This is a genomic window from Streptomyces sp. rh34, from assembly GCF_002551245.1.
GTDB lineage: Bacteria > Actinomycetota > Actinomycetes > Streptomycetales > Streptomycetaceae > Streptomyces.
In genome coordinates, this window is sequence record NZ_NTGZ01000073.1 from 22837 (window position 1) to 30277 (window position 7441).

General features: G+C 73.4%; 7 protein-coding genes. All 7 read left to right on the plus strand.

Annotated features, from left to right (window positions below; translation table 11 throughout):
• Positions 1-362 precede the first annotated feature (362 nt).
• On the plus strand, positions 363-485 hold the full coding sequence (locus tag CR470_RS40525; RefSeq protein ID WP_257138697.1) for a hypothetical protein: 123 nt from the start codon (positions 363-365) through the stop codon (positions 483-485).
• Complete coding sequence (locus CR470_RS16080; protein WP_097868279.1) at positions 482-1759, plus strand: sensor histidine kinase; 1278 nt, start codon at positions 482-484, stop codon at positions 1757-1759. The genes CR470_RS40525 and CR470_RS16080 overlap by 4 nt, the downstream gene beginning before the upstream one ends.
• Positions 1756-2418, plus strand: a complete 663-nt coding sequence (locus tag CR470_RS16085; protein ID WP_097868284.1) for a response regulator transcription factor — start codon at positions 1756-1758, stop codon at positions 2416-2418. The genes CR470_RS16080 and CR470_RS16085 overlap by 4 nt, the downstream gene beginning before the upstream one ends.
• A 102-nt stretch (positions 2419-2520) precedes the next feature.
• Positions 2521-3972 carry a peptidoglycan D,D-transpeptidase FtsI family protein gene (locus CR470_RS16090; RefSeq protein ID WP_097868280.1) on the plus strand — a complete coding sequence of 484 codons (1452 nt, stop codon included), beginning with the start codon at positions 2521-2523 and terminating at the stop codon, positions 3970-3972.
• 116 nt (positions 3973-4088) lie between these two features.
• Positions 4089-4889, plus strand: a complete 801-nt coding sequence (locus CR470_RS16095) for an alpha/beta fold hydrolase (protein WP_097868281.1) — start codon at positions 4089-4091, stop codon at positions 4887-4889.
• A complete protein-coding gene (locus tag CR470_RS16100; protein ID WP_097868282.1) occupies positions 4886-6178 on the plus strand; it encodes a PP2C family protein-serine/threonine phosphatase in 1293 nt (430 codons plus the stop codon). The genes CR470_RS16095 and CR470_RS16100 overlap by 4 nt, the downstream gene beginning before the upstream one ends.
• Positions 6179-6275: 97 nt before the next feature.
• Positions 6276-7441: MFS transporter (locus CR470_RS16105; protein WP_097868283.1), on the plus strand; the 1166-nt coding region annotated here is incomplete at its 3' end.

The window sequence follows — 7441 nt, forward strand, 5'->3', positions numbered from 1 at the left end:
GTCACCGTCCGGCATCTGAGGCCGGGCGCCGCCCGCGTGCCGCGCCCCTCCCCCGCGCGGCGGAGACGGATCGTCGCCGGGCAGGACGTGCGGGGCCCGCCGACGCGGAAGCCTGGTGCCATGACAACGAACCGGCATCCCGCGGCTCTCGCCCCGCCGCACCGTCCCGGGGCGCCCGCGACGGCCGGGACGCCCCCGCACCACGCCGATCCGGCCGAAGCGTCCTCGTACCGCGTCGCCCCGTCCGAAGCGGAAGCGTCCCGCGTCGGCCGCGGTCCGTGCTCCGGGCGGTCGCCACGGTGTCCTGCCTGCACTGCCTCGGCCTCAAGGCGACGGCGACGGTATTGGCCTACGCTGTCCGGATGCTGGCCGGGGCGCTCGTCGTGACGCTGGGCGCCCACTTCTTCGCGGAGCGCGCGGCGGCTTCCGCGCTGCCCACGGCCGTCGGCGTCCCTGCGCCGGCCGCCGCCCACCGGGTCTCATGAAGTCCGTCTCCGCGCTGTTCGGACGGCGGACCCGGCTGCGCTGGCTGCATCTGATCATCGGCGGCGCGCTGCTGATGCCGTACTTCCTCGTCGGCACGGTCCTGAACAGCCTGGCGAGCGGTGGGGAACCGCTACTCTCCTCCGTGTCCGACCCGTTCGCCGCGTTCGCCATCGCCCTGCCGATGGCGGCGGTCACCGGCTGCTTCCCGCTCGTCCGGCCGCTGTCCGTGGCCGCCGCCCGCGCCCTGTGCGGGGTGCCGCCCGCCCTGCTGGCCGACGGTCCCGCCCGGACCCGGCAGGCCCGGGTGCGTACCGCGGGCTGGTACACCCTGCATCTGGCGCTCGGCGGGATCGTCAGCGGGCTCACCCTCGCGCTGCCGTCGTTCGCGGTGGCCGTGGCCGCGCTGCCCTTCTCCGACGGGCTGCGCGGCACCTGGCTGCTCAACGGCCCCCACGCGCTGCGGGCACCGTGGGCCCTGGCCCTCGCCCCGTTCGCCGGGCTCGCGATGCTGGCGGCACTGGCGCTGGTCGCTGCCGTGGCCGGGGGGGTGCTGGCCCGGCGGGCCCCGGTGCTGCTGGGGCCGACGCCCGAGGACCGGCTGGCCGCCGCCGAGCGCCGTGCGGCGGATCTGGCGGTGCGCAACCGGCTCGCCCGGGAGCTGCACGACTCGGTGGGGCACGCGTTGAGTGCGGTGACCCTGCAGGCGGGGGCGGCGCGCCGGGTCCTGGACCGCGATCCGGCGTTCGTCCGGGAGGCGCTGACCGCCATCGAGGAGACGACGCGGCGGACGGTCGGGGAGCTGGACTCGGTGCTGGGGCTGCTGCGGCAGGACGGGGAGCCGGACCACGAGGACACGGCGCACGGGCCGGGGCTGGACGCGCTCGGCGGGCTGCTGGCGCACTGCGGGGTGCCGGTGGCGTACGAGCGGCAGGGCGATCCGGACCGTCTGGACCCGGTGGTCTCGCGGGAGGCGTACCGGATCGTTCAGGAGGGGCTGAGCAACGCGTTACGGCACGGCGGGGGCGCGTCCCCGGTGCGGCTGCTGATCGCGGTACGGGAGAGGGAGCTGGAGATCGTGATGGAGAATCCACTGGGCGAACGGCCCGCCGCGGCACGCCCCGGGGGCGGTCGCGGACTGCGCGGCATCGCGGAGCGGGCCGTCCTGCTGGGCGGCCGGACCGAGGCGGGGGCGGACGACGGCGTCTGGCGGCTGACCGCCCTGCTGCCGGGGACGGTGCCGGGTACGGCCGGGTGGCCGGGGGGACGGCGATGAGCGGGGCTCCGGTGCGGGTGGTGCTGGCGGACGACGAGCGGATGGTGCGTACGGCGCTGCGCGTGATTTTGGACGCCGAGGAGGGCATCGAGGTCGTCGGCGAGGCCTCCACCGGTGCGGAGGCCGTCTCCGTGGTGCGGGAGCTGCGGCCCGACGTGGTGCTGATGGACGTGCGGATGCCGGAGATCGACGGCATCCGGGCCACGGAACAGATCCTCGCCACGCTGGAGAACCCGCCGCGGATCGTCGTCGTGACGACCTTCGAGAACGACGCGTACGTGTACGAGGCCCTGCACGCCGGGGCGGCCGGGTTCCTGCTGAAGCGGTCGGCGGCCGAGGAGCTGGTGCAGGCGGTGCGCCTGGTGGCGTGCGGCGACTCGCTCCTGTATCCGGCGTCCGTGCGCTCGCTCGCCGCCGAGCACTCCGGGCGACGGGCGGCCGGGACCCCGGCCTGGGTGGGGAGGCTGACCGGGCGGGAGGCGGACGTGCTGCGGCTGATGGCGGCGGGGCTGACCAACGCGGAGATCGCGGGGCGGCTCTCGGTGGGCCCTGCGACGGCGAAGACGCATGTGGCGGCGGTCCTCGCGAAGTGCGGCGCCCGGGACCGCACCCAGGCGGTCATCGCGGCGTACGAGTCCGGTTTCATCACCCCGGGCTGAGCCGCCGGCCGGCCTTCGGGGCCCGGCCGGCCACCTGAGAAGTCGGTGAGAAGGGGCACGGACGGGAACGGCCGGAACGCGCTCGCTCGTCCCTCCAGTGGGATGAACAAGACAATCAGGCGCGCTTCGGTCTTCTGTCTGCTCATGGTGCTCGCCCTGCTGGTGCGGGCGACGTGGGTACAGGGCTTCCAGGCCGAGGCGCTCGCGGACGACGAGCACAACCGGCGGAACACCATCGCGCAGTACGCGCGGCCGCTCGGGGACATCATCGTGGCCGGCTCGCCGGTCACCGGATCGAAGGAGACCAGTGGCGGCGACCTCCGGTACAAGCGCACGTACACCCAGGGCGAGCTGTACGCGCCCGTCACCGGCTACAGCTCGCAGGCATACGGGGCGACCCAGCTAGAAGGCATCTACGGCGACGTCCTGGACGGCACGGACGACCGGCTGAAGAACCCGAAGGACCTGCTCACCGGCGGGCAGGCCACCCCCGGCAACGTGCTGACGACGATCGACCCGGACGTCCAGAAGGCGGCCTACGAGGCGCTCGGCGACGCCAAGGGCGCGGCGGTGGCCGTCGACCCGAGGACGGGCCGGATCCTCGGCATGGTCTCCACCCCCTCGTACGACCCCTCGAAGATCAGCGGGACGACGGACGGGGACGCCTGGCGGGCCCTGCTGGACGACCCGGACAAGCCGCTGGTCAACCGGGCGCTGCGGCAGCCGCTGCCGCCGGGCTCCACGTTCAAGCTGGTGGTCGCGGCGGCCGCGCTGGAGAACGGGCTGTACGGCTCGGTCGACGAGCGCACCGACAGCCCCGACCCGTACACCCTGCCCGGCACCAGCACCGTGCTGCCCAACGAGAACGCGTCCGCCCCCTGCGAGAACGCGACCCTGCGCACCGCGCTCCAGTTCTCCTGCAACAACGTCTTCGCGAAGGCCGCGGCCGACCTCGGCCAGGACGAGGTCAAGGAGATGGCGGACGCGTTCGGGTTCGACACCGAGAAGCTGGACGTCCCGGTGCGGGCGGCGAAGAGCGTCTACCCGACCGGTATGGACCGGGCCCAGACAGCGCTGACGGGGATCGGCCAGTTCGAGGTCACCGCGACCCCCCTCCAGATGGCGATGGTCACCTCGGCGCTGGCCAACGGCGGCGAGCTGGCCGCGCCGCACATGGTCTCCGAGGTGAGCGACGGGGACGGCACGGCGCTGGAGGAGACCGGCGACGGCGACACGCGGCGCGTGGTCGAGGAGTCGACCGCCGAGCAGTTGCGGAGCGCGATGGTGACGGTCGTCGAGGAGGGTACCGGCACCAACGCCCGGATCCCCGGGGCCGAGGTGGGCGGGAAGACGGGCACCGCGCAGCACGGCGTGGACAACACCAACACCCCGTACGCCTGGTTCACCTCGTACGCGAAGGACCGCGACAGCGGCAAGGAGGTCGCGGTCGCGGTGATCGTCGAGGACTCCGGCTCGGCGCGCTCCGAGGTCAGCGGCAACGGTCTGGCCGCGCCGATCGCGCAGAAGACGATGAAGGCGGCGCTGGAGCGGTGACGCCGGGGCTGCGGAGCGGTGCCGCCCGGCCACCCCCGGAATCGTGATCGGCGCTGGTGGGCGGCGGTCGCCCGGCAGACCGGGCCGTGAGGTACGAAGGGTGTCAGGATGTCCGTATGGACGTGCGCGAAAGAAGCCGGGTACGGGTGACAGGCCGGGAGAGCGGCCCGGTGGTGATGCTCGCCCACGGTTTCGGCTGCGATCAGAATCTCTGGCGTCTCGTCGCACCGGCGCTGGAGGAGCGCTTCCAGGTGGTCCTGTTCGATCATGTGGGGGCGGGACGTTCCGCCGCGTCGGCCTGGAGCCCCGAGCGGTACTCCACCCTGGACGGCTACGCGCAGGACGTCATCGGCATCTGCCAGGGGCTCGGCCTCGGCCCCGTGACCTTCGTCGGGCATTCGGTCAGTTCCATGATCGGTGTGCTCGCCGCCGTACAGGAGCCCGCGCTCTTCGAGAAACTGGTCCTCCTCACCCCCTCGCCGTCGTACATCGACGACGGCGACTACCGGGGCGGATTCAGTGAGCAGGACATCGACGAACTGCTCGAGTCACTGGAGAGCAACTATTTGGGCTGGTCGGCGACCATGGCACCGGTGATCATGGGAAACCCGGAGCGTCCCGAGCTGGGTGAGGAGCTGACCAACAGCTTCTGCCGAACGGACCCCGAGATGGCCCGGGTCTTCGCCAGAGCCACCTTCCTGTCCGACAACCGGGCGGATCTCCCCAAGGTGACCGTTCCGACGCTCATCGCCGAGAGCGCGCGCGACACGATCGCCCCTCGCGAGGTGGGCGTCTACGTCCACGCGCAGATCCCCGGCAGCGAGCTGGTCACCCTGGACTCGACGGGCCACTGCCCCCAGCTGAGCGCCCCCGAGGAGACCGCCGAGGCGATCATCGCCTTCGTGCAGGGGCCGTGACCGTGTGCCCGGGCGGCGGCAGGACCGACGGATCGGGGCCGGCGGAGGGCGGTGACCAGGACCCCCCGGTGTCCTCCGCCCTGCTGGAGGACAGTGCGGAGGACCTGTACGAGAACGCACCGTGCGGCTACCTCTCCACCCTGATGGACGGGCGGATCGCCAAGGTCAACGGAACGCTCCTGAAATGGCTCGGCCACCGCCGTGAGGACCTGGTGGGCCGCAGACACTTCTCCGACCTGCTGACCATCGGCGGCAGGCTGTACCACGAGACGCACTTCGCACCGCTGCTGCGGATGCAGGGCGAGGTCAACGGCGTCGCCCTGGAACTCAGGGCCGCGGACGGCGCCCGGCTGCCCGTCCTGGTCACCTCCACCGTCAAGCGGGACGCGGACGGCGAACCGCTGCTGATCCGCACCACGCTCCTCGACGCCCGGGACAGGCGTGACTACGAGCGTGAACTCCTGCGGGCCCGGCAGGATGCCGAGCGCGACCGCGAACGGCTGCAACGCCTCGCCACCACCCTGCAGCGCACCCTGATCCCGCCGGTCATCGAACCGGTTCCGGGCAGGGAGGCCGCGGCCCACTACCACTTCGCGTCCACCGACCAGGTGGGCGGGGACTTCTACGATCTGTTCCCGCTCACCGCCGGAACCTGGGGGTTCTTCATGGGGGACGTGCGCGGCAAGGGCGCCGACGCGGCCGTGGTGACGTCGTTGGCGCGGTACACCCTGCGAGCCGCGGCGGTCTCCGACCCCGCACCGGTCAGGGTTCTGGCCAACCTCAACACCGCGCTCAACCACCAGGCCCAGGACGACGAACCACTCTTCTGCACCGTGATCTTCGGCATGCTCACACCTGAGGAGAACGACGCCGGATTCCATGTCGTCCTGGCCGGCGGCGGCCACCCTCCCGCCCTGCTGCTCCGGGCCGACGGCAGCGCCGACTACCTGCCCACCCCCGGCGGCCAGCTGGTCGGGGTCGTAGCGGACGCGCAGTTCACCACCGCCACCCTGGACCTGCGTCCCGGTGACACCCTGCTGCTCTACACCGACGGCCTGACCGAGGCCCGTACCGGGAACCCGGGTGAGCGCTACGGCGACGAAGCACTCCTGGACTTCGCGCGGTCCCTCGCCCCCACCTCGGCGTCCGGTGCCGTCAGGGCGCTCACCGCACTGCTGAATTCGTTCGGCGAGGGGCTCGACGACGACACCGCGCTCCTGGCGATCAGCGTGCCCCGGGCGAAGGGGGAGGGGTCCGGGCGGTCGGCGCCGAGCCCGGACAGCACTTAGGGCATCCGTCCGATGCCGCCGCACCGCCTTACTCCGCAGCATGAGCCGTACGGCCGCACGGCCGGGTCGCGGAGCACGAGGCGGAGGGCGGGGCGACATGGGCGGTCCGGCGGTGGTGCGGGTCCTGCGGGACCCGACGGCGGGGCGGTATCTGGCGGGGGTGGTCGTCTCCGGGTTCGGTACGTCCGCGATGTGGCTCACGGCGGGGATCTGGGTCAAGTCGCTGACCGGGTCGAACAGTCTGGCGGCGCTGACGGTGTGCGCGATGTGGGCCCCGGTGCTGGCCGGGCCCGCGCTCGGCGCGCTCGCGGACCGGATGGACCGGAAGACGCTGCTGGTGCGGGTCAACCTGGCGATGGCCTGTCTGCTGGCGTCGCTGGTGCTGGTGGACTCCGGCCGCACCGTCTGGCTGGTCTTCGTGGTGCTGGTCCTCTACGGGGCGAGCGGCGTCCTGCTCGACGCGGCGGAGTCGGCGCTCGTCGCGGGGACCGTGCGCGCCTCGCTGCTGGCGGACTTCAACGGGCTGCGGATGACGGCCAACGAGGGCATGAAACTGGTCGCCCCACTGGCGGGCGCCGGGCTGTACGCGCGGTTCGGCGGCCCCGCCGTGGCGCTGCTGGACGCGGCGACGTGCGCCCTGGCCGCCCTGATCTTCGCCCGGCTGCGGGTGCGGGAGGCCCCGCGGCCCGCGGTGGGGGCGTGGCGCGGTGAACTCCTCGCCGGGCTGCGGCGGATACGCGCCTCGGCCGTGCTCCGCCCGCTGGTGACGGCGGGGGCCGCGACGATGCTGCTGGCAGGGGTGAACGGGGCCGTGACGTTCGGTTACGTCGATGATGTGCTCGGCCGGACGCCGGAGTACGCGGGGATCCTCTACGCGGTTCAGGGCGCCGGTTCCGTGGCGGTGGGGCTGCTCGTGGGGCCGCTGCTGCGCCGGCTGCCGGAGCGGGTGTTCGCGGCGGGCGGCATGGCGTTGTTCGCGCTGGCGGTGGGCGCCCGGACGCTGCCGTGCGACGGGGTGGCCCTGGCGGCGAGCGCGGCGATCGGGTTCGGCCTGCCGTGCGTGCTGATCGCGACGATGACGGCGGTGCAGCGGGAGACGCCGGACGCGGTGCTGGGGCGGACGGCGGCGACGGCGGGCTCGCTGATGACGGCACCCAACGCGGTGGCCCTGGCGGCGGGGGCGGGGCTCGTCGCGGTGGTGGACGTGCGGGTCCTGACTGCGGGCGGCGCGGCGGCGGGTTTGCTGGCCGCGGCGCTGCTGGC

Excerpts from the sequence above, each read along its gene's own strand:
- CR470_RS40525 (WP_257138697.1), top strand. The coding sequence starts at position 363 with ATGCTGGCCGGGGCGCTCGTCGTGACGCTGGGCGCCCACTTCTTCGCG.
- CR470_RS16080 (WP_097868279.1), top strand. The coding sequence starts at position 482 with ATGAAGTCCGTCTCCGCGCTGTTCGGACGGCGGACCCGGCTGCGCTGG.
- CR470_RS16085 (WP_097868284.1), top strand. The coding sequence starts at position 1,756 with ATGAGCGGGGCTCCGGTGCGGGTGGTGCTGGCGGACGACGAGCGGATG.
- CR470_RS16090 (WP_097868280.1), top strand. The coding sequence starts at position 2,521 with ATGAACAAGACAATCAGGCGCGCTTCGGTCTTCTGTCTGCTCATGGTG.
- CR470_RS16095 (WP_097868281.1), top strand. The coding sequence starts at position 4,089 with ATGGACGTGCGCGAAAGAAGCCGGGTACGGGTGACAGGCCGGGAGAGC.